This is a genomic window from Lentzea sp. NPDC058450 (genome assembly GCF_042721395.1).
GTDB lineage: Bacteria > Actinomycetota > Actinomycetes > Mycobacteriales > Pseudonocardiaceae > Lentzea.
On sequence record NZ_JBHXLO010000005.1, the window covers coordinates 304175 to 323104 of the forward strand.

The following is an 18930-nucleotide window of genomic DNA, read 5'->3' on the forward strand; positions in this document are numbered from 1 at the left end:
CGGTTTGGACGAGGCTGAGGAGCAGCGCAAGGCGCGGGACATCTGCTACGCGCTGCTCACCGCTCGGGCCCGCTCCCGGCAGGAGCTGCACGACGCCCTGCTGCGCAAGGGAATCAGCGCCGGTGCCGCCGAGGTCGTGCTCGGCAAGTTCGACCGCGCCGGCCTGATCGACGATGCGCAGTTCGCCGAGATGTGGGTGCGGTCCCGGCACACGTACAACGGCCTGGGCCGCCGCGCCCTCGCCATGGAACTGCGCCGCAAGGGCGTGGCGGACGAGGTGGTGGCCGAGGCCGTCGCCGCGGTCGACGGCGAGGCAGAGGAAGAACGCGCCCGCGAGCTCGTCCGCAAACGGCTGCGCACCCTGTCCGGCGTGGACGAGACGACGAAGATCCGCCGTCTCGTGGGTGCGTTGGCGCGCAAGGGTTACGCGGAAGGCCTGGCCTACCGCGTGGTGCGCGACGAACTGCGGGACGCGGGCGACGAGGCGTCGGCGCTGGACGAGCCCTGGTCGTAGCCGCCTGGGGCGTGACTCGCAAGGGTCTTTGGCGGTGCGGCGTGGACCGCTTGTGGTGGTGGCTCACGCGTTGCGGTCGGCTCGTGGTCGCGGAGCGTTCGCCCGTGGCGGTTCGCGCGTCGTGATGCGCTCGCGGCTGCGGCTCGGTCGGCATTGGGCGTGTGGCGGCTTGCGTGGCCTGGTCGGCGTGGCTCGCGTGGTGCGGCTTGCGTGGTGTGGCCTGGCCTGTGCTGTGCGGCTCGCGGCGTGTTTGGCGTGGCCGACGCGGTGTGGCTCGCTCATCGTGGCGTGGCGTGGCGTGGCGTGGCGTGGCGTGGCGTGGCGTGGCGTGGCGTGGCGTGGCGTGGCGTGGCGTGGCGTGGCGTGGCGTGGCGTGGCGTGATTGTGGGACGGAGTTCGCGGTAGCACCAGGTCCGGCGCTACCGCGAGTAATCTGGTTGACGTGAGCACCACTCCCGACGCGTCGCCCGCGGTGACCCCCACGGTCTCCGACCTGCTCTGCTTCGACCTCTACACGACGTCGCGAGCGGTCACCGGCTTCTACCGGCCGATCCTCGACAAGGCGGGCATCACCTATCCGCAGTTCCTGGTGATGCTGCTGCTGTGGGAGCGGGACTCGCGGCCGATCCGGGAGCTCGTCCAGGAGCTCGACCTGGAGTACAGCACGCTCTCGCCGTTGATCAAGCGGCTGGAGAAGAGCGGCCTGCTGGTGCGCGTCACGCATCCCGACGACGAGCGCTCGGTGCTCGTCCAGCTCACGGACAAGGGCCGTGGCCTGCAGTGGATCGGCGCCGAGATGACGAACCAGCTCGGCAAGGCCCTCGGCATGACCATCGAGGAGATCACCGTGCTGCGCAAGGCGTTGCACCGCGTGAAGCACGGCGCCGAGCGCTAGATCACCAGCCGCGTATCGCGGTGAGCTGAAACACATCGCGTGCGAGGTAACTCGTCGGGTAACTTACATCGTGCACGACCTAATCGAGCGCGATGCACCACCGCCAAGGTGCCTGACGAGAGAGTGAGAGAGCAATGCGAGTGCGCAAGGTGATCGCGGTTCTGGGAACGCTCCTGGCGCTGGGCGCCGTCGTTCCGAGTGCGGGTGCCGCGGACGAGAGCGCCGAGAAGCACGGTGCGAAGAAACCCACGGTCGTGCTGGTGCACGGTGCGTTCGCTGACGCGTCCAGCTGGAACGGTGTCGTGGACCGCTTGCAGCGCAAGGGTTTCCCGGTGGTGGCGGTGGCGAACCCGCTGCGGTCGGTGAGTGGTGACGCGAACTACCTGAAGCAGGTGCTGGCCTCGATCGAAGGCCCGATCGTCCTCGTCGGGCACTCCTACGGCGGCATGGTCCAGTCGGCCGCGGCCGTCGGCAACAAGAACGTGAAGTCGCTCGTCTACATCGCGGCGTTCGCGCCGGAGAAGGGCGAGACCGCGCTCGGCCTGAGCAACAAGTTCCCCGGCAGCACCCTCGGGGACGCGGTCCGGCCGATCCCGCTCGGCGACGGCACCACGGATCTCGTGATCGCGCAGGACAAGTACTGGCAGCAGTTCGCGGCCGACGTGTCCCGCAAGGACGCCACGATCGCGGCGGCGACCCAGCGGCCGATCAACGACACCGCGCTGAACGAGGGGGCCGGCGAGCCCGCGTGGAAGACCATCCCGTCGTACTTCCTGGTGGCGGGCAAGGACAAGAACATCCCGCTCGCCGCGACCAAGTGGATGGCCGAGCGCGCCCACGCCCGTGAGCTCGTCGAGGTCAAGAACGCGTCGCACTCGGTGGCCGTGTCGCACCCGGACACCGTGGCCGATCTGATCGTGCGCGCCGCACGGTAGTTCCGCGAACGGCGGTGCGAAGGACGGGGAAACCGGGACGCGGGCAGGGGCGTCCCGGTTTCCCCGTGTCTACTGGGGTTTCGCGACCGCGCAGCCGGGCAGGGTGAGGTCGAGCGCGGAACCGGGACCGAAGCAGGCGACGAGGCCGGCGGTCTGCTGGCCGTAGCCGATGCCCTTGTGGACGGTGATCTCGCCGGTGGCGTCGACCTCGCACGGGTTGTTCATCGTGCAGCGGCCGCCGCTCTCGTTGCCGGTGTTGTTGACGCCGACGACCTTGCCGCTGGCCGCGTCGACGATCGGAGAGCCGGACGTACCGCCGATGGTGTCGCACGGCCGGGTGTAGCGCAGCGAGTCCTGCCAGGTCCACTTCGCTTCCCTGACCTGGTGGACGACGGCGTCGACCTGACACGAGTAGATCTTCGTCCAGTAGCCGGAGACGATCCGGATCTCGGACTGGGCCACCGGCCGTGCCGCCGACAGTTCGAGCGCGCGGCCGCCGTGCTTCTGCTGGAGCTGCCGGTAGGTCTGGTCGAGCCGGTAGAGCGCGGCGTCGGTGCTGGTCATCGTCGCGTAGACGATCCTGGTGCTCCTCAGCGTCGCGAGTTGCCCGCCGGAACCGTTGAGCAGCGTGAAGTCCCGGTTCGCGGGCACGTCGGTGAGAACCACGCCCGGTTTCATCAGCTCGACGCAGTGGCCGTTGGTGAGCACGAGCGCCTGGTCGGCCGGGGTCGAGCCGGGCAGGCGGACGAGCGACCCGGAGCAGTTGTCCAGCTTCACCGCGCCGGTGAAGTCGGCGGCGTGGGCAGGTGCCGCCGCCACCACGCCGAGGGTGGTGATCACCGCGAGCAGGGGTGCGACGAGTCGGCGTGCCATGCACGGATCGTAGTCGATCAACTACCTTCGGGAGTCGGCTGACTGGCCGCTACGTAACTCGATCGGGTGACGGAGCCGGGTGGGGCTAACAGCTGAACTGGACTGTTCGACGTCGTGGTCACACATCGCAACCGCCAGGAGCCGTGATGACCTACCCGCCGCCGCCCGTCTACGCCCAGCCCCCGGTCGCACCGCCGAAGACCGCCCGGTTCGGCGCGCTCGCCTGGACGGCGGTGATCCTCGGGATCGTCGGCATCCTCAGCTCGTGGCTCATCTTCTTCAACAACCTCACCGCGATCGCCGCGTTCGTCGGTGTCGTGCTCGGCGTCGTCGCGTTGTTCGGCACGCGCAAGGTGCTCGCGGCGATCGGCGTCGTCCTCTGCGTCATCGCGATCGTGCTGACGGTGGTGGCGCAGCAGGCCGCGGTCGAGGAACTGGACAAGATCCTCGGCGGCGACACGAACCAGGGTCAGGTCGGCACTCCCGGTGAGCCCGCGAAGCAGGACGCGCTGGTGCAGAACCCGACCTGGGGCAAGCGCTTCACGTGGGACAACGGCCTCGCGGTCGACGTCGCCGCGCCGGTCGCGTGCCAGCCGGGTCAGTTCGCGAGGCCCGAGACCATCGCCCGCGCGGTGAGGTTCGAGATCACCATCACCAACGGCACGACGGCCGCGTTCGAGACCGCGCTGATGTCGATCGGCACCGACGCGCAGTTCAACGGGCAGAAGGCCGACATGGTGTTCGACGCCAGCGGCGGCTGCGACAGCACGTACGACTCGGCGACCGTGTTGCCGGGCAAGACCTACACGTTCCACGTCGCGTACGCGGTGGGCGCGCAGCCCGGTGAGATGCAGCTCGTGTTCGAGCCGACGTTCAACTCGTCGAAGGCGGCGTTCGTCGGGCAGGCGTAAAGCGTTCGCTCGCGGGCGGGCGGACGGGTTACAAATCGGGGCATGTTGCGCAAGTACCCGCGAACGCCCCACCTGGAGGGCTCGCGCCTGCAACCGGGCGACGAGGACCTCGGTCAGGTGCCGTTCCGCGCGATCGCGGGGCGGCACCTCGTCGTCGAGGAGAAGCTCGACGGTGCCAACGCGGGCATCAGCTTCGACTCCGGCGGCGTGCTGCGGCTCCAGTCGCGCGGCCACTTCCTGGCGGGCGGGCCGCGGGAACGGCAGTTCGCGCCGCTGAAGGCGTGGGCCGCGACGCACCAGGGCGTGCTGTGGGAACGGCTCGGCACGCGGTTCGTGCTGTACGGGGAATGGCTCTACGCCAAGCACACCGTGTTCTACGACGCGCTGCCGCACCACTTCTGCGAGTTCGACCTGCTCGATCGGGAGTCCGGCGAGTTCCTGTCCACACCGGAACGCCGCCGGGTGCTCGCGGGCACGCCGGTGGTGTCCGTGCCGGTGCTCCACGAGGGACCGCTGCGACGGCTGAAGGACCTGACCGCGTTGCTCGGTCCGTCGACGTGCCGGACCTCGTCGTGGCGTGCCGCGTTGGTCTCGTCGGCCCGTGCGCTGGGCCAGGACCCGGAAGTCGTTGTCGCGGAGACGGATTCCGACGACGACATGGAAGGCCTCTACATCAAGGTGGAGGAGGACGGGCGCACGGTCGAGCGCTACAAGTGGGTGCGGCCGACGTTCCTCACCGCCGTGCTGGACTCGGGCAGCCACTGGCAGGACCGCCCGATCCTGCCGAACCAGGTGGTGGCCCGTGGCTGAGCCGCCGACGTTCGAACAGCTCTGCCCGACCGGTCCGCAGTGGACTCTCGACTGGGACGCCGTGTGTGACGCGTTTCCGTGGGTGCGCGCTCTCGAAGGCGTGCCGCAAGACCCCGTGCATCACGCCGAGGGTGACGTCGCCACACACACCCGCATGGCGTGCGAGGCCTTGGCGTCGTTGCCCGAATGGCGCGCGCGACTCCCGGAAGACCGTGTGCGGTTGTTTGCGACCGTGCTGCTGCACGATTCCGCCAAGCCGTTCCGCACCCAGATCACCGATGGCCGTGTCACCGCGCACGGCCACTCACGGGCCGGCGACCTGTTGGCCCGCACGGTGCTGTGGGAGATGGGCCGCCCGATCGCCTGGCGCGAGCACGTCGCCGCGCTGATCCGCCACCACCAGGTGCCGTTCTGGGCGCTCGAACGCCCGGACCTCGACCGCATCGCGTTCCGGGTGAGCCTGCTCGCGCGCAACGACGACCTCGCGACCCTCGCCCGCGCCGACATCCTCGGTCGTGTCTGCGCCGACGCCGACGCGGTGCTGGAGAACATCGCGTTGTTCGAGGAGTACTGCCGCGAACGCTCGTGCCTGGACCGCCCGCGCGCGTTCCCGTCCGACCACGCGCGCTTCCAGTACTTCCGCACGCCCGGTCGTGATCCGTCGTACGCCGCCTACGACGACACGCGCGTCGAGGTGACGGTCCTGTCCGGACTGCCGGGGGTCGGCAAGGACCACTGGATCGCCACCCACCGCCCCGGATGGCGCGTGGTCAGTCTTGACGCCGTGCGGCTGCGGCTCGGCATCGCGCCCGATGGCGACCAACGAGCCGTTGCCGCCGCCGCGTTCGAAGAGGCCCGTGTGCTGCTGCGGGCAGGGGAGCGGTTCGTGTGGAACGCGACCAACATCTCCCAGCAGATGCGCGAACGCTGCATCGGCCTCGCCGCCGACTACCGGGCCCGGATCACGCTCGTCGGGCTCGAAGCGCCGAAGAACGTGATCCACGCTCGCAACCGAGCCCGTCCCGACCCGGTGCCGGCGGCCGTCATCGACCGGCTCGCTGGCAAGTGGGAGGCCGTCGACGCGACCGAGGCGCACGTCGTCGACCTCGTCGACACCAGCAGGACCTGATGTACAGGCGCTGATATATCGGTTGGCGAGGGCGGCATCCGATATATCAGCGCCCACACGTCAGCGCCGGTGTTCGCCGTGGTGCCCCACGGCCCGGACCAGCCAGAGGGTGCCGGCGGCCGCGACCACGAGGACGGCGATGCCGGTGAGGAAGCCGACGCTCGTGGACGAGTCGTCGGGCTGGGGTGCCGGGCTGCTGGCAGGCTTGGGCTGCGCGATGGCCGGGATGTCGGTCATCAGCAGCGAGTTCGCCTTCACGAGGCCGGTGCCCTCCAGCAGGAGCATGTGCTTGAGGAGCAGGGTCAGCGCGGTCTGCGCGGCGGTGCGCGCCGCGACGTTCCTCGTCGTCGCCCGCGCCTGGGCGACCTGCATGATGAGCGAACCGTCCGCGGCCCGGGACAGGTTCGCGTACATGCTGTCGAGCTCCTCGCCGGAACTCGCCGAGATGGCGGTCGCCCACGACTTCTGCTCCGTCGTCGGTTCGGACGGGAGGTCCACGCCGATCTGGCGGGCGGCCTCCGTGACCGCCGCGGTCAGCTGCATGTGCTCGGCGGCGAGCTGGCCCGCCACCTTGCGGACCTTCGCCTCACGGGCGCGGTCGGCGCTCTCCCGGCTCGCCGGCTTCTGCCACAACGAGTGCTGAGTGAGCAGGACGAGCAATTCCCGGTCCGACGGTTCGATGTTCTGACCGATCACGCGAACCGCGTTCACCTGTGCTTTGGCCGTCACCAGTTCGAATGCGGACGGGTCGGCCTTGCCGGTGTTCTCCAGCGTTGTCATCGTGCGGACGAGCATTTGCACGGTCTGATGAGCCAGCGTGCGAATCGTGGTGTTCTGCGTTGTCGCACGCGTTTGCACGGCCATGACCAGAAGGCCGCCCTGGGTCTGCCGGACGATCGTCGCGTAGGCGCGGTCGTGGTTGTCCCCGGTGCGTTCCGCCATCTCCGTGATGAGTGACTGGTGTTCACTGCTGACGTCGTTCGGCAGGACCACGCCGAGTCCTTCGGCGGATTTGAGGAGATCGACGTCGAGTCGTGAGTGTCCCTCGAAGATGTCCCGTCCGGCGTTGCTTATCGCCGCGTTCGTCGTGCGGGCCGGAGCTTCTTTGCTGACGGGTACCAACCAAGAGTTCGCTTGGCGCAGAGACACCAGGAACGAACGGTCCGACGGCTGCACTTCCGTCGATTGCGCATTGGCCGGGACGGCCCCGATGAATGCCCCCAGAAATACGACCGACAGGATGGCCAACAGCGCCGCGCGCTGTCCCAGCGTGCCCAACCGGTGACGCATAGTGCCCGTTCCTCCCCGTGATCGAGCTGCCTTCAAAGGTGATACGCGCTGGTGGGGCCTGAGTTCACGGGTGCGTGAGAATATGCATGTGATGTGGATCACATGACCTTTGGCGAACCATTCGCTCCGAATTTACGTACCCGAGAGCTTTTCGCGTTCGCGGGGTACTATCCGGTGGATTCCACGCTCGGCCACCGAGTCGCTAGGTCTGCCGCCCGAAGCGAACCGTCGCCGATATCTGGGGAGGTCGTCAGCTTCATGGGTGATCAGGGCAAGGTCGCACAAGCCCACCAGGACGAAGAATTGCTCACGTTGCTCTACGGGCAGTTCCAGAGGATGTTGTTCTCGCAGGTCCTGTGCCTGACCAACTACGACCGCCAGTGGACGGAAGACGTCGTTCAGGAGACGTTGATCAGGGCTTGGCAGAACTCCGCGCATCTCGTCCGTGAACCGGGTATGTTGCGCGGCTGGCTTTGTACTGTGGCTCGTCGCATTGTGATCGACGGATGGCGGAGCCGGCAGGCGCGCCCGCAGGAAGTGGAATTGTTGCGACCGGACATCGCCGAATCCCCGGACGACACGGAACAGACACTTTCGGTGATGGTTATTACCGACGTAGTACGCCAATTGAGTGATGAACACCGTTCAGCAATCTACGAAACGTATGTCATGGGCCGAACGGTGAAGGAGGCCGCGCGCGTTCTCGGAGTGCCTGAAGGAACCGTCAAGTCCCGGCTGTACAAGGCGATGCACACGATCCGCCGGGCGCTGCAGGACAGGAGCTAGTGATGGTGACCCGTCAACCACATCACGAGCGAGCAGGACACGACCAAGATCCGGACGACGAGAACCGCACGGTCGTGGACCAAGAAGGCCCTGCGGGACCGTGCGGTGATGTGGCGGCGTACGCGCTGGGGGTGCTCGACCCGGCCGAGCACGTCCGGTTCTCCCGGCACCTAGCCGGGTGCGAAGACTGCAAGCGCGACGCGGCCGACTTCGGCGTGGTCGCGCCCGTGCTGCGGCCGGTGCTGCGCGCCGACCCTCCCGTGCGTCAGCCGTGCCCGATCGCGCGGAGCATCCTGCTGGTCGCGGCGGGCGTCGTGGTGGCCGTCGCCGCGGTGCTCTCGGTCGTGGACTCGCTGTCCACGCACTCGGCCGACACCGTGGACGTCAGCACCCTCATCCGCGCCGCGCCCGCCGGTCACGAGCCGTTCCCACTGGTCGAAGGCCTGTGAGTCGTGCCGGGAGCCGGTGAGCAGGCGGGCAACGCGCAACCACGCGCGCACCAACCCGGCGAACACCATCGCTCTCTCCCGTTTCCGACCGTTGACAGCTCACAGTTCCACTAACCGTTACCTGTGGGTAAGTTTGCCCGACGACGAAGCGCAGGTCTCTACGGTCGGCACCGAAGGAACACCGAAACCTTCGACCTGCGGTCCTCTCGGTACCGAAGGCAGGGGTAGACAGAGGTGACATCTCCACTACTCGGCCGGGACGCGGAACTCGCGACTCTCGGACGCTTGCTGGACGACGCTGTCACGGGCACCGGCTCGTGCGTCGTCGTCACCGGTGGGTTCGGCATCGGCAAGACGGCGGTTCTCGACGCGCTCGCCGCCGACGCCCGCGAACGCGGCTTCACCGTCCGGCTCGCCAAGAGCGCCCGGCTGGAAAGCCATCTTCCCGGCGCCGTCGTGCGCCAGCTCGCGCCGTGCCTCGCCAACGAACACGACCTCGAAGAGCTGTACGCGCGCGCCGCGAACTCCGCGCGCAAGGCGCCGATTCTCATGATCATCGACGACGTCCACGTCGCCGACACCTTCTCCAAACGCGCGCTCGCGTACCTGCGGCCACGGCTGCGGGACATGCCCGTCGTCATCGCGCTCGGCGCGTCCCAGGGCTACCTCGCCACCGACGAGGTCACGCTGCCCGAGATCGCCGGCGCCCACCCGCACCGCCTCGACCTCGACGGACTGGACGTCGTCGCCGTCGAGGCGCTCGTCGAGGACCACCCGGACCGCGACCCGAAGCGCTGCCACGAGCTCACCGGCGGCAACCCCTACCTGCTGCAGGCGTTGCTGCGCGAGGAGGGCGAGGGCTCGGCCGCCGTCGGCGAGATGGTCGGCGTGCGGCTGCGCGAGTACACCGGCGCCGCCGAGGTCGCGCGGTCCGCGGCCGTGCTCGACGGCGACGCGGGCCTGGAGTTGCTGTCCGCGCTCACCGGGTTCGACGCGCTGCCCGCCGTCGACACGCTCGTGCGGCTCGGCGTGCTCGCCGACACGGACCCGCTCACGTTCCTGCACCCGTTCGTGCGCAACAGCGTTCTCGCGGACATGCCGGTCGCGGTCCGGTCCGCCGCGCACGCCCGCGCCGCCTGGCTGTTGTTCGAGTCGGACGCGCCGGACGCGCGCGTCGCCGAGCACGTGCTCAAGGCCAGATCAGTCCGCTTACCGTGGTCCGTCGACCTGCTGCGCGAGGTCGGCGGCGTCGAGCACCTGGAACGCGCGCTGGAGGAACACCTCTCCGAACCCGACCGGCTGGCCGTCGAGGTCGAGCTCGGGCACACGGAACACCTGCGGGACAACGCACTCGGCCGCGACCGGGTCCGCGACGCCCTGATGCGCTGCGAGGACCCGCACCTCGCAGCGAACGTCGCGCTGGCGTTGATCCAGCGCATGTGCACGGGCACCGACGCGCACTTCGCCGTCTCGCTCGCGATCATGGTCGTCGCCCGGCTGCTGCCCGAGGACCGCGACCTCGTCTGGAACCTCGTCTGCACCACGTACCTGTTGTCCGCCAACAGGGACGCGCGCATGGCCAACTGCGCGGGCAAGTACTTCGAGGACCTCGTCGGCGACGTGCCGCAGGCCCCGGACCTCAAGCGCGCCCGGTCGGCGCTGCTCGCGGTCGGCAACGCCCGCAGCGGCGACTCCTACGCCGAAGCCGTCGAGTACGCACTGGAGGCGCTCGAAGGCGACTGGGTCGACGTGTTCGGCGAGCCCTACGTCTTCACATTCCTGGTGCCGGTGCTCGGCGACAACCCCCAGCACATCAACAAGTTCTGGCTCTCGCACAGCACCGCGCCGGTCTCGCACGACCCGCACCTGCGCCGCGGGATGCTCAGCATGATCGCCCGCGCCCACGCGTTCCACAACAGCGGTGACCTGGCGCGCGCCTACACGTTCCTGACGCCGCCGGTGTCGACCGGCAACCAGGACTGCCCCGCCGTGGTGCTCGCGACGGCGAAGCTCGCCGAGGTGTGCATCGAGATGGGGCAGTTCGACGAGGCTGCCCCGCTCGTCGCGCAGGACGGGAACCTGTTGCAGCACATCAACATCGTCTACGCCCGCGGCCGGCTCAAGCTCGCGTCGTGCCACGCCGAGGGTGGCCTGGAGGACCTGCTGGAGGCGGGCCGCCGCCTCGCCGCGCGGGACATGCCGAACCCAGCGCTCATGCCGTGGCGGCACCACGCCGTGCGCGCGCACCTCGCGATCGGCAACCGCGACGACGCCGCCCGGCTCGCGCACGAAGAGCTCGACCTGGCCAAGCGGTGGGGGTCGCCGCGGGTGATCGGGACGGCGCTGATGAGCGTCGGCATCAGCACCGACGACGTCGACGTTCTCCAGGAGGCGCAGGAGATCCTGGCCTCGTCACCGCACCGGCTGCTGCACGCCCAGTCGCTGTACTGGCTCGGCCACCACCTGCGCCGCAAGGGCAGGGCCGACGCCGCGGCCCCGCACCTGCGGCAGGCCTACGACCTGGCCCGCCAGCTGAGCGCGCACCCGCTCGCCAAGCTCGCGGGCGACGAGGTCCGCGACGAGGACGACCAGGTGCAGGGCCTCACCAAGCAGGAGAACAGGGTCGCGCGGATGGCGGCGCAGGGCCTCACGAACCGGCAGATCGCCGAAGCCCTGCACCTCACCCGCCGCACCGTGGAGCTGCACCTGTCGAGCGCCTACCGCAAGCTTGGCATCACGGGACGAGCTGAGCTCGTCGCCGCCTTGTGGTCCTGACGACGAGCAGCAGGCCCGCCAGCAACGCCATCACGAGCACGGTGACGGCCGACGACAGGATCAGGAACTCGTCGAGCCGTCCGCTCGTGAGGTAGGCGCCGAGCGCGATCGCCACGACCGCGCACACGGCACGGTCCATGATGGACTCCATCGACAGGATCGTGGCGCGGTAACGGGAATCCGGGATCGCCTCGTTCAGGAGCTTCTTCTGGATGGGGAAGCTCATGCCCGCCGTCACGGAGAACAGGCACAGCAGCGCGATCGTCACGATCCCGCCGGACGGCACGACGAACCCGATCGCCAGCGCCATCACGACGGTCAGCAGGAACACCGACCTCGCCGGTCCGATCCGGCGCGACAGCCAGTGCGGCCGCGCGGCGGCGAGCGCCTCGAAGATCGTCATCGCGGCGAGCACCGAGCCGTACCAGGTGACCGGGACGTCCTTGGTGTCGAGCACGGGCTGGAACAGGTTCACCTGCAGGATGCGCACCAGCGTGAACATCGCGATGCCCTGGATCATCAACAGCAGCAACCAGCGCGAGGTGCGCAGTGCTTGGAACGCACCCCCGACGCCGGCGAGCAGCTTCGACGTCTTGCCCTCCGGCCTCGTCCAGCCCGGGATCGGCGGGAGCTTGAGGGCGAAGACGACCGCGATCGCGGCGTTGATCGCGGTGAGCCAGTACGGCGACGGCATGTTCCACTGCATCAGCAGGCCGATCACCGGCCAGTACACGATCTTGCCGATCAGGCTGTACGACCGCCCGACGCCCTCGACCTTGAGGTAGAGGTGCCCGGCGTCGTGCGCGTGCAGGTACTCGTAGAGGTACGCGCTCTGGGCGCCGGAGATCAACGACCGGGCGAGCGCGATCAGCAGGAAGTGCACCAGGAACCCGGTGTAGTTCCCGGCGAGCACCGGCACGAGGTTCGCGACGACCAGCACGCTCGCGCCGAGCCACAACGACGTGCGGTAGTCGAAGCGGTCCGCGACCATGCCGGTCGGGATCTCCATCAGGCAGAACGCGATGTAGTAGATCGACTGGATGCCGAAGATCTCGGCGTCGCTCATCCCGAGCTGCTTCTGGTACTCGTAGAAGACCGGGATCCACAGCAGCAGCCCGAAGAAGAACTGGAAGCCGTACGTCAGGCGGACGGCACGCGCCACTTCCGGAGTCGCCGGTACGCGAAGGCCCAGCATCAGATCGAGTACGGCCGCAGCTGCAGGACGTACAGCACGTCGTCGGTGGCGAGCCACTCGATGTCGACCGGCGAGTCGAACGTGTAGTCCGGCGAGAAGTGCGACTGGAGCAGGCGGCCCACGATCGCGAGCCGTTGCAGCTGCCGGTGGGCGTCCAGGCCGAGGTCTTCCTTCGCGTCACCGAGGGAGACCGTGCGGCCACCACCCTCCACAGTGGAGTAGAGGTACTGCATCGGCTGCGTCGAGCCCTCGACGACGTCGGTGACGTCCGGCGAGACGTTGACGTAGACGTTGCGGAAGTCGCTGCGGTTCATGGGGTTCGTGGTGACCATGACCCCGCCGAAGTCGGCCTTGACCTGCTCCTGGACGACGACGCCCATGAAGCAGTCGTCCAGCGAGATGCCCGCCTGCTGGCGGAGCCGGACGCTGCGGGCGGACACGAGCGACGCCCACACCTCCTTGACCGACTCCACGATCTTCTCGGCGCTCGTGACGTGGTTGTACGACTCGTAGATGCCCGCGGCGGAGAACCCGGCGAGGTCCTCGGCGTTGGACGAGCTGCGCACGACGAAGGTCCTGACCCCGGCCAGGTTCTCGACGAGCGCGGTGTCCAGTTCGGACAGCAGGTAGTCCGGCACGCGGGTCTTGCGGATGAGCTGCTGGAGCTCGACGCACAGCGGTTCGATCTCGCGGGCGTTCAGCTCCAGCGCCATCTTGAGCTTGCCGATGGCCTGCTGGATCTTCGGCGACGACTCCAGGAAGCCCTGGTGCATCGAGAACGGCAGCGCGACGCCGCGCGGCACCCGCACCCGTTCGGCGAGGAGCTGCTGGGCGGCGGCGAGCAGGTCCTCGTCGGTGTCGAGCAGCTTCGCCAGGTATGGCAGGAGGTTGTCGCGCGGCGGGCGCGGCACGGAGAAGAACCCGAGCAGGCGGCGCGGTGACTCGGAGGCGAGCACGTGGTGCAGCTCGCCGAGGTTCGCGGCTTTGGTGCCGTAGCGGTGGCTGTCGTTGTGGCGGATCCGCGCGAGGTTCACGACCGGGTTGTAGGTGTGCTCGGGCTCGTCGAGCGTGACGCGCTGCGCGTACCAGGCGGGCCGCTGACCGAGGTCCTGCGGCTCGTCGATCAGCCGCAGCCCGACGCCGGCGCTCTTCGGCGACACCTCGTACTCGACCCACTGGCCGTCGAGGTCCTCCCGGTCGATCAGCTCGAACGCCCCGATCTGGATGGCGTTCGGAATGGACCAGCCGGTCGCCAGGACGTTCGTGTGCGACAACGGCGTGGTGTGGCTCGCGTTGATGATGCCGGCGAGCCGCGGAATGTCGTCCGGAACGCGGTGCATCACCACGATGTCGAACCATTCGAGAGTGTTCTCGCGGTACTCCCGCTCGTCGCGGAATGCGCGCAACCGGCCCTTGGTCGTGCCGGGGTTCAATGCGACGAACTCCGCCGTCGAGAACAGTTCGTGCGCGAGGATGCGCGGCAGCCTTTCGGTCGCGAGCTCCGCGACGGCCTGTTCCTGGAGGTGGTTCGCGGGTTTGAAGAACAACGGCGTCGCGGCGTCGACCTCGCGGCGCACCTCGGCGTAGAAGAACTCGATCATGTCCGCCGACATGGTGTCGACCTCGACGGTCTCCAGCGAGAACATGTTGCGGTCCTCGCGCTGGTGCAGCGACAGGATGCCGAGGAAGAACCGCCGGTCAGAGGCGTGGTAGAAGCTGTGGTTGAACTCGTCGATCCGCGCCCGCAGCTCGCTCTCGGGGATGCCCAGGATCTCGGTGCCGATGTAGACGGCGTGGAACTCGTGCCGCGCGTTGTTCAGGAAGTGGATGGTCCCGCTCTGCCGGTCCACCACCACCTTGACGAATGAATAACCACCCAGACTGCCGGACAGCTGGTTGAATGCTGACATGGTCAGCGGTTCCCCGACCAGCCCCGCCACGTCGGCTTCCTGGACAGCCACATCCGCTCCTCTCGCGCTCGATTGCAACGAGTGAGTGTGACATCGCTGTAGGTGGGGTTATTCCAGTCCGAATCTCATTTGGTTTTCCGGGAGTTCACCTTTCCTCAAACTCACGTCAATTGGAGACCGGCGTCACCTCCCGTTGGGTGAAGAATCCAACGTGGTGGGACGCCGGTCCCGGGTCGTGAGCCGAACTTCCGGTTCGTGATCTGGGTTACCCGAGTTGGGTGGACTCCCGGGCGAGCCGCTCGATCCGCTCCCAGTCGCCCTGCGCGAGGGCGTCCTTCGGCGCGAGCCACGAGCCGCCGACGCAGCCGACGTTCGCCAGCTTCAGGTAGTCCGGCGCGGTCTGCGGCGTGATGCCGCCGGTCGGGCAGAACCGGACGTGCGGGATCGGCCCGCCGATCGACTTGAGGTAGTCGGCGCCGCCCGCCGCCTCGGCCGGGAAGAACTTGAGCGCCGTCAGCCCGCGCTCGGCCAGCCGCATCACCTCGGACACCGTCGCCGCGCCCGGCAGATACGGCAGCCCGGTCGCGTCGGCGGCGTCGAGCACCCGCTCGGTCGTGCCGGGCGTGACGAGGAACGCCGCCCCGGCCTTCGCCGCCTGCTCCGCGTGCTCCGGCGCCGTGACGGTGCCCGCGCCGATCACGATCTCCGGCACCTCGCGCGCGACGTTCTCGATGGCGGCGAGAGCGGCCGGGGTGCGCAGCGTCAGCTCGATGACGCGCACGCCACCGCGCAGCAGCGCCTGGGCGAGCGGCACGGCGTGGTCGGCGTCGTCGACCACGACGACCGGGATGACGGGCGACAGGCTGAGAAGGTCCGCCCCGGTGCTCACCCGAAGAACGCCGCTGGGGCTGTCACCGTTGGTCACTGCTGCTCTCCTTGCCGAGGTCCTGCTGCTGATGTTCTCAACGTTGACGACGTTGACGCTGACATTGACGACATTGACGACGAGGTTGACGAGGTTGATTCCGTCAACGTCGGTGTTGACGGCATTGACGGCGTCAACACCGACGTTGACGAACTTGACGACGTCAACACCGACGTTGACGGGCTTGACGGCGTCGAGGTTGACGACATCGTCAACGTTCACCTCATTCCAGCCCGTCCACGTGCCGGCTGCCCACCGGGAGTGGCTGCTCTCACGTCCGCCACCCCGGCAAGCTGGTCATCCGCCTAGTGGTGCGTGACCGGGGCGAAGTGGTCGGCCGTGATCGGACCGAACACCGTGGCACCGCGGTCGGCGGGTCCGACGCTGCGGCGCAGGGCGGCGAACAGCTCGCGCCCGGTGCCCATCCACTCGCGGCTCGTCGGCGGGAAGTCGACCAGCGGGCGCGTCGCCAGCTCCTCGGCGGGCACCTGGACCTCCAGCGTTCCGGCGCCGGCGTCGAGGCGCACGACGTCGCCGTCGCGGACCCGGCCGAGCGGGCCGCCCACGGCCGCCTCCGGGGTCAGCTGGATGGCGGCCGGGATCTTGCCCGACGCGCCGGACATGCGGCCGTCGGTCACCAGCGCGACCTTGTAGCCGCGGTCCATCAGGACGCCCAGCGGCGGGGTGAGCTTGTGCAGCTCGGGCATGCCGTTGGCCTGGGGGCCCTGCTGGCGGACGACGACGACCACGTCGCGGTCGAGCTCGCCCGCCTTGAAGGCCTCCTGGAAGGCCTCCTGCGTGGTGAAGACGCGGGCCGGGGCCTCGACGACGTGGTTCTCGACGGCGACGGCCGAGACCTTGATGACCGAACGGCCGAGGTTGCCGGACAGCATGCGCAGGCCGCCGTCGGAGGCGAACGGCTCGCTGACGGGGCGCAGGACCTCGGTGTCGAGCGACCGGCCGGGGCCGTCGACCCAGATCAGCTCGCCGTCGGCCAGCATCGGCTCCTGGCGGTAGCGGTCCAGGCCGTGGCCCGCGACGGTGTTGACGTCGGCGTGCAGCAGGCCGGAGTCCAGGAGGGTGCCGACGACGAACTGCACGCCGCCCGCCGCCTGGAAGTGGTTGATGTCGGCGCCGCCGTTCGGGTAGACGCGGGCGATCAGCGGCACGACGGACGACAGGTCGGAGAAGTCGTCCCAGCTCAGCTCGATGCCCGCGGCGGCGGCGATGGCGACGAGGTGCATCGTGTGGTTCGTGGAGCCACCGGTCGCCAGCAACGCGACGACGCCGTTGACCACGGCCTTCTCGTCGACGATGTGCGCGATCGGGGTGTAGCCCTCGCCCTTGGCCATCTCGACGGCGCGGCGGGCGGCGTGCTCGGTGAGCGCCTTGCGCAGCACGGTCCCCGGCGGCACGAACGAGGCGCCCGGCAGGTGCAGGCCCATGACCTCGACGACCATCTGGTTCGAGTTCGCGGTGCCGTAGAACGTGCAGGTGCCGGGGGAGTGGTACGAGGCGGCCTCGGCCTCCAGCAGGTCCTCGCGGGAGGCCTTGCCCTCCGCGTAGAGCTGCCGGACGCGCGCCTTCTCCTTGTTCGACAGGCCCGACGACATGGGCCCGGCGGGCACCAGGATCGACGGCAGGTGGCCGAACGACAGGGCGCCGATCAGCAGGCCCGGCACGATCTTGTCGCACACGCCCAGCAGCACGGCGGCGTCGAACATCTCGTGCGACAGGGCCACGCCGGTCGACATGGCGATGACGTCGCGGCTGAACAGCGACAGCTCCATGCCCTCACGGCCTTGGGTGATGCCGTCGCACATGGCGGGCACACCGCCGGCGAACTGGGACACACCTCCGGCCGAGCGCACGGCGTCCTTGATCCAGGCCGGGTACTCCTGGAACGGCTGGTGGGCCGACAGCATGTCGTTGTAGGACGACACGATCGCGACGTTGGACTTGCGCAGCGCGCGCAGCGCCGCCTTGTCGCCGCCGGTGATTCCGGCGAAGCCGTGCGCCAGGTTGCTGCACGCGAAGCCGGACCGGGACGTTCCGTCCTGCGCGGCTGCGGCCACGCGTTCGAGGTACGCACGGCGCGAGTCGGCGCTGCGGGCGGCGATGCGGCGTGTCACCTCTGTCAGAACAGGATGCAGTTCGGTCATGGGGGTCTCCGGGTCATCACGGGCCGTGGTGGGGCCCTTACGAGACGACAACGGTGGCGTCCCACGGACGGGCGTGACGCCACACACAGTAAGTCATGGCTGGTCGTAGACACAAAAACGATTCAGTAACTGGGACTGAACCAGTTTTGAATCTTGGCGTGTGGTGCTTGTCACATGGCTTGAGATTGGGCAGAGTGCGGGGCACGACCTTGGAACGGAGGTGTCCCATGAACGCCACGGAGATCGTCGAGCTGCGCCGGGTCATCGGTCAGATGCGGCATGCCGTCAGCAATCTGCGCGCCCGATACGGCGACGTGGCTGCGGTTCGGCGTCTGGCCAACGACGTGGAACGCATGGACATCGACGCTTCCGAACTCGTCGACCTCGCCACCCCCAGGCAGCGCGAAGCGCCTCAAGTGGAACGCGAGGTCGTGGTCGTGCCAGACACGCCTTACGACGAGTCGCTCTGGAAGGACGCGGACGACGAAGGACTCGGTGGGTACCGGAACCGGACCTGACCCAGCCCGACCTCACGGCCCTCGCGGACAGCGGGGGCCGTTACGCGTTTGTTCCACAACGACGTGGACCCCCAGAAAGGTGACCAATGGCGAGGGCAGAGATCGCCGCCAGGACTCTGCGCACGGACCGATGGTGGTTGCCGCCGCTGACGACGTTCGTCGGCCTGCTGCTCATCTCGATCTACGCGGCGTTCCGCACGTTCCAGGGGGACTACTACTGGGTCGACCAGTACCACTACCTCACCCCGATGTACTCCCCGTGTCTCACGGAGGAGTGCGTACCGGCCGCATCGCACTTCGGTCAGTGGTTCCCCGCGCTGCCGGGGTTCCTCACGCCGCCGCTGCTGATCATCCCGTTCCTGCTGGGATTCCGGATCACCTGCTACTACTACCGCAAGGCCTACTACCGCGCGGCCTGGGCGTCACCGCCCGCGTGCGCCGTGGCCGAGCCGCACAGCAAGTACACCGGTGAGACCCGGTTCCCGCTCATCGCGCAGAACCTGCACCGGTACTTCTTCTACGCGGCCTCGCTGCTGTTGCTGGTCAACATCTACGACGCCGTCTCGGCGTTCAGCACCGGCCTCGGTCTCGGCAACATCGTGCTGCTCGTCAACGTCAGCCTGCTCGGCGCGTACACGCTGTCGTGCCACTCGTGCCGGCACATCGCGGGCGGGCGGCTCAAGCACTTCTCCAAGCACCCGGTCCGCTACTGGATGTGGACGCAGATCTCGAAGCTCAACAACCGGCACATGCAACTGGCCTGGGCCTCGCTGATCTTCGTCTGCCTCACGGACCTGTACGTCGCGCTGGTCGCCTCGGGAACGATCTCCGACCTCCGCTTCATCAACTAAGG

At 68.6% G+C, this 18930-nt stretch carries 19 protein-coding genes; 13 read left to right on the top strand and 6 right to left on the bottom strand.

Translation table 11 applies throughout. The features are described from left to right. Positions 1-4 precede the first annotated feature (4 nt). The 4 genes from ACFWNN_RS11410 (at position 5) to ACFWNN_RS11425 (ending at position 2344) form a co-directional block, all read left to right on the top strand. Positions 5-514 carry a regulatory protein RecX gene (locus ACFWNN_RS11410; RefSeq protein ID WP_382439782.1) on the top strand — a complete coding sequence of 170 codons (510 nt, stop codon included), beginning with the start codon at positions 5-7 and terminating at the stop codon, positions 512-514. A gap of 187 nt (positions 515-701) precedes the next feature. Beyond that, positions 702-896 carry a hypothetical protein gene (locus tag ACFWNN_RS11415; RefSeq protein WP_382439783.1) on the top strand — a complete coding sequence of 65 codons (195 nt, stop codon included), beginning with the start codon at positions 702-704 and terminating at the stop codon, positions 894-896. A gap of 60 nt (positions 897-956) precedes the next feature. Beyond that, on the top strand, positions 957-1409 hold the full coding sequence (locus ACFWNN_RS11420; protein ID WP_382439784.1) for a MarR family winged helix-turn-helix transcriptional regulator: 453 nt from the start codon (positions 957-959) through the stop codon (positions 1407-1409). Between the two features lie 134 nt (positions 1410-1543). Beyond that, positions 1544-2344 carry an alpha/beta fold hydrolase gene (locus ACFWNN_RS11425; protein WP_382439785.1) on the top strand — a complete coding sequence of 267 codons (801 nt, stop codon included), beginning with the start codon at positions 1544-1546 and terminating at the stop codon, positions 2342-2344. A gap of 69 nt (positions 2345-2413) precedes the next feature. On the opposite strand, the gene ACFWNN_RS11430 is transcribed toward ACFWNN_RS11425, so the two are convergent. Continuing rightward, complete coding sequence (locus ACFWNN_RS11430; RefSeq protein WP_382439786.1) at positions 2414-3217, bottom strand: serine protease; 804 nt, start codon at positions 3215-3217, stop codon at positions 2414-2416. A 146-nt stretch (positions 3218-3363) separates the two neighbouring features. On the opposite strand from ACFWNN_RS11430, the gene ACFWNN_RS11435 reads away from it, so the two are divergent. The 3 genes from ACFWNN_RS11435 to ACFWNN_RS11445 are packed head-to-tail and all read left to right on the top strand — an operon-like array spanning position 3364 to position 6067. Then, positions 3364-4128, top strand: a complete 765-nt coding sequence (locus ACFWNN_RS11435) for a hypothetical protein (protein ID WP_382439787.1) — start codon at positions 3364-3366, stop codon at positions 4126-4128. 42 nt (positions 4129-4170) lie between these two features. Further along, on the top strand, positions 4171-4938 hold the full coding sequence (locus tag ACFWNN_RS11440; RefSeq protein WP_382439788.1) for an RNA ligase family protein: 768 nt from the start codon (positions 4171-4173) through the stop codon (positions 4936-4938). Beyond that, a complete protein-coding gene (locus tag ACFWNN_RS11445) occupies positions 4931-6067 on the top strand; it encodes an AAA family ATPase (protein WP_382439789.1) in 1137 nt (378 codons plus the stop codon). Before ACFWNN_RS11440 ends, ACFWNN_RS11445 begins: the two co-directional genes overlap by 8 nt. 60 nt (positions 6068-6127) lie before the next feature. On the opposite strand, the gene ACFWNN_RS11450 is transcribed toward ACFWNN_RS11445, so the two are convergent. Beyond that, positions 6128-7357: a DUF4142 domain-containing protein gene (locus tag ACFWNN_RS11450; RefSeq protein ID WP_382439823.1), complete on the bottom strand. Its 1230-nt coding sequence runs from the start codon at positions 7355-7357 to the stop codon at positions 6128-6130. 258 nt (positions 7358-7615) lie between these two features. Between ACFWNN_RS11450 and ACFWNN_RS11455 the strand changes: the two genes are divergently transcribed. The 3 genes from ACFWNN_RS11455 (at position 7616) to ACFWNN_RS11465 (ending at position 11367) form a co-directional block, all read left to right on the top strand. Continuing rightward, positions 7616-8143 carry a sigma-70 family RNA polymerase sigma factor gene (locus ACFWNN_RS11455; RefSeq protein WP_382439824.1) on the top strand — a complete coding sequence of 176 codons (528 nt, stop codon included), beginning with the start codon at positions 7616-7618 and terminating at the stop codon, positions 8141-8143. Between the two features lie 2 nt (positions 8144-8145). Then, entirely contained in the window at positions 8146-8592 is a 447-nt protein-coding gene (locus ACFWNN_RS11460; RefSeq protein ID WP_382439790.1) for a zf-HC2 domain-containing protein, read from the top strand. Positions 8593-8826: 234 nt separating this feature from the next. Further along, positions 8827-11367 (top strand): LuxR C-terminal-related transcriptional regulator, encoded by a 2541-nt coding sequence (locus ACFWNN_RS11465; RefSeq protein ID WP_382439791.1) that lies wholly within the window; start codon positions 8827-8829, stop codon positions 11365-11367. Here ACFWNN_RS11465 and ACFWNN_RS11470 read toward each other — a convergent pair. The 3 genes from ACFWNN_RS11470 to eda all read right to left on the bottom strand — a co-directional run bounded on the left by ACFWNN_RS11470 (position 11327) and on the right by eda (position 15361). Then, a complete protein-coding gene (locus ACFWNN_RS11470) occupies positions 11327-12562 on the bottom strand; it encodes an MFS transporter (RefSeq protein WP_382439792.1) in 1236 nt (411 codons plus the stop codon). The genes ACFWNN_RS11465 and ACFWNN_RS11470 overlap by 41 nt on opposite strands. Further along, the gene (locus ACFWNN_RS11475) at positions 12562-14523 is read right to left on the bottom strand and encodes a PEP/pyruvate-binding domain-containing protein (protein WP_382439793.1); all 1962 of its coding nucleotides are present in this window, start codon (positions 14521-14523) and stop codon (positions 12562-12564) included. Before ACFWNN_RS11475 ends, ACFWNN_RS11470 begins: the two co-directional genes overlap by 1 nt. Positions 14524-14737: 214 nt before the next feature. After that, entirely contained in the window at positions 14738-15361 is a 624-nt protein-coding gene (eda, locus tag ACFWNN_RS11480) for a bifunctional 4-hydroxy-2-oxoglutarate aldolase/2-dehydro-3-deoxy-phosphogluconate aldolase (protein WP_382439825.1), read from the bottom strand. On the opposite strand from eda, the gene ACFWNN_RS11485 reads away from it, so the two are divergent. Beyond that, positions 15290-15706, top strand: coding sequence for a hypothetical protein (locus tag ACFWNN_RS11485; protein WP_382439827.1), 417 nt, complete (start codon positions 15290-15292; stop codon positions 15704-15706). The genes eda and ACFWNN_RS11485 overlap by 72 nt on opposite strands. Here the strand turns inward: ACFWNN_RS11485 and edd are convergent. Further along, a complete protein-coding gene (gene edd / locus ACFWNN_RS11490) occupies positions 15703-17559 on the bottom strand; it encodes a phosphogluconate dehydratase (protein WP_382439794.1) in 1857 nt (618 codons plus the stop codon). The genes ACFWNN_RS11485 and edd overlap by 4 nt on opposite strands. A gap of 227 nt (positions 17560-17786) precedes the next feature. On the opposite strand from edd, the gene ACFWNN_RS11495 reads away from it, so the two are divergent. Both ACFWNN_RS11495 and ACFWNN_RS11500 read left to right on the top strand, forming a co-directional pair. After that, positions 17787-18077: a hypothetical protein gene (locus ACFWNN_RS11495; RefSeq protein WP_382439795.1), complete on the top strand. Its 291-nt coding sequence runs from the start codon at positions 17787-17789 to the stop codon at positions 18075-18077. 86 nt (positions 18078-18163) lie between these two features. Continuing rightward, positions 18164-18928: a hypothetical protein gene (locus ACFWNN_RS11500; RefSeq protein ID WP_382439796.1), complete on the top strand. Its 765-nt coding sequence runs from the start codon at positions 18164-18166 to the stop codon at positions 18926-18928. The last annotated feature ends 2 nt before the right edge of the window (positions 18929-18930 follow it).

Bases quoted from the DNA above. Each gene is read 5' to 3' on its own strand.
- ACFWNN_RS11425 (WP_382439785.1), top strand. From the start codon at position 1,544: ATGCGAGTGCGCAAGGTGATCGCGGTTCTGGGAACGCTCCTGGCGCTG.
- ACFWNN_RS11430 (WP_382439786.1), bottom strand. From the start codon at position 3,217: ATGGCACGCCGACTCGTCGCACCCCTGCTCGCGGTGATCACCACCCTC.
- ACFWNN_RS11435 (WP_382439787.1), top strand. From the start codon at position 3,364: ATGACCTACCCGCCGCCGCCCGTCTACGCCCAGCCCCCGGTCGCACCG.
- ACFWNN_RS11440 (WP_382439788.1), top strand. From the start codon at position 4,171: ATGTTGCGCAAGTACCCGCGAACGCCCCACCTGGAGGGCTCGCGCCTG.
- ACFWNN_RS11450 (WP_382439823.1), bottom strand. From the start codon at position 7,357: ATGCGTCACCGGTTGGGCACGCTGGGACAGCGCGCGGCGCTGTTGGCC.
- ACFWNN_RS11455 (WP_382439824.1), top strand. From the start codon at position 7,616: ATGGGTGATCAGGGCAAGGTCGCACAAGCCCACCAGGACGAAGAATTG.
- ACFWNN_RS11460 (WP_382439790.1), top strand. From the start codon at position 8,146: ATGGTGACCCGTCAACCACATCACGAGCGAGCAGGACACGACCAAGAT.
- ACFWNN_RS11470 (WP_382439792.1), bottom strand. From the start codon at position 12,562: ATGCTGGGCCTTCGCGTACCGGCGACTCCGGAAGTGGCGCGTGCCGTC.
- edd (WP_382439794.1), bottom strand. From the start codon at position 17,559: ATGACCGAACTGCATCCTGTTCTGACAGAGGTGACACGCCGCATCGCC.
- ACFWNN_RS11495 (WP_382439795.1), top strand. From the start codon at position 17,787: ATGAACGCCACGGAGATCGTCGAGCTGCGCCGGGTCATCGGTCAGATG.
- ACFWNN_RS11500 (WP_382439796.1), top strand. From the start codon at position 18,164: ATGGCGAGGGCAGAGATCGCCGCCAGGACTCTGCGCACGGACCGATGG.